Source organism: Actinoplanes sp. NPDC051411 (genome assembly GCF_040682075.1).
Classification (GTDB): domain Bacteria; phylum Actinomycetota; class Actinomycetes; order Mycobacteriales; family Micromonosporaceae; genus Actinoplanes.
The window spans coordinates 1-1,523 of record NZ_JBFBAD010000287.1 but is presented as its reverse complement, the minus strand read 5'-3'; the positions used below and the strand labels follow the sequence as shown (position 1 = coordinate 1,523).

The 1,523-nt window shown below is 66.4% G+C and carries 1 protein-coding gene; it reads left to right on the top strand.

What is annotated here, in order from left to right; all coding sequences use genetic code 11:
- Positions 1-66: 66 nt before the first annotated feature.
- Complete coding sequence (locus AB0M88_RS53250; protein ID WP_364116327.1) at positions 67-1,473, top strand: IS66 family transposase; 1,407 nt, start codon at positions 67-69, stop codon at positions 1,471-1,473.
- The last annotated feature ends 50 nt before the right edge of the window (positions 1,474-1,523 follow it).

The window sequence follows — 1,523 nt, the reverse complement described above, 5'->3', positions numbered from 1 at the left end:
GTAACTGGATAGGTGCTGTCGTTGATCTATCAGTTTCGTCGATGAGCCGGGATTCGTTGGCCGTTCGTGTCCGCCGATTCGTCACGACCCTCGTATGAGGATCTCCTTGCGATGGTGGCGGATCTGACTGCCCGGCTGGATACGGCGCTGAGCCGGATCAACGTGTTGGAAGCCCGGCTGGGCATGACATCGAAGAACTCCTCGAAGCCGCCATCGTCGGACGGTCTGGCCAAACCCGCGCCGAAATCGTTGCGGGAACGCACCGGACGCGGGCCGGGACGCCCGCCAGGACAACCCGGCATGACACTTCGACAGGTCAGCGATCCCGACGGCATCGTGCAGCATCTGCCAGCCGTATGCGCCGGCTGCGGCGACGGCCTGAGCGGCGGTGTCGAGGTGAGCACCGCGGTCCGGCAAGTCTTCGACATCCCGGAACCGAGAATCCTCGTGACCGAGCACCGCCTGGTCACCCTCGCCTGCCCGTGCGGGCACCACACCACCGCCACCGCACCGCCTGAAGCCACCGCCCCGGTCAGTTACGGACCACGCGCCGCTGCCGTCGGCGTGTACCTGCTGCACGGACAGTTCCTGTCCATCAAACGCACCGCACAGGCCCTGTCCGAGGTGTTCGGGCTACCGGTCGCCGCCAGCACCGTGTCCGGCTGGGTGAAACGCACCGCCACGCCGATCATCGACACTGTCCTGCCCGTGATCACCAACCGGATCACTGCCGCACCGGTGGCCTGTTTCGACGAGACTGGCCTGCGCACCGCCGGGAAACTGGCCTGGCTGCACACCGCCTGCACCCCCACCGACGTGCTCCTGAGCGTGCACCCGAGACGCGGCGGCGTGGCGATGGACGCGATCGGGATCCTCCCGCGCTTCACCGGCATCGCCGTGCACGACGCGTTTCAGGCCTACGACACCTACCGCCACCTCGACTCGGCACTGTGCAACGCCCACGCCCTGCGCGAACTGATCTACGTCACCGACACCGCCAACGGCGACATCGCCGCGCTGGCCACCCAGGCCACCAACGCGCTACGCCGACTCTGGCGCCTGGTCCGCACCGCCCGAGCCACCGACACCACACCAGACCCGGCCGCCATCGCCGAACAACAACACCTGCTGCGCTCCGCCCTCGTGATCGGCGCCCAGACAACCGCCGGCCCCGGCAGCGCACTGATACGCAAATACCACGCACTGTTCGCCCGGCTCCGCGACCACCGCGACGAATATCTTCGATTCGTCACCAACCCAGCCGTCCCGTTCGACAACAACACCGCCGAACAAGCCCTGCGAATGCCGAAACTCCGCGTCAAAGTCTCCGGAAGCATGCGCACCCTGACCGGAGCCGAACATTTCGCCGCGATCCGCAGCTACACCGCCACCGCCGCCAAACACGGACTCAACACCCTCGACGTCCTCACCCGCGCTGTCACCGGCAACCCCTGGATACCCGCCACCAGTTGACCGGAATACACATCCGAATCTTCAGGCACCTCAGGCACCTATCCAGTTAC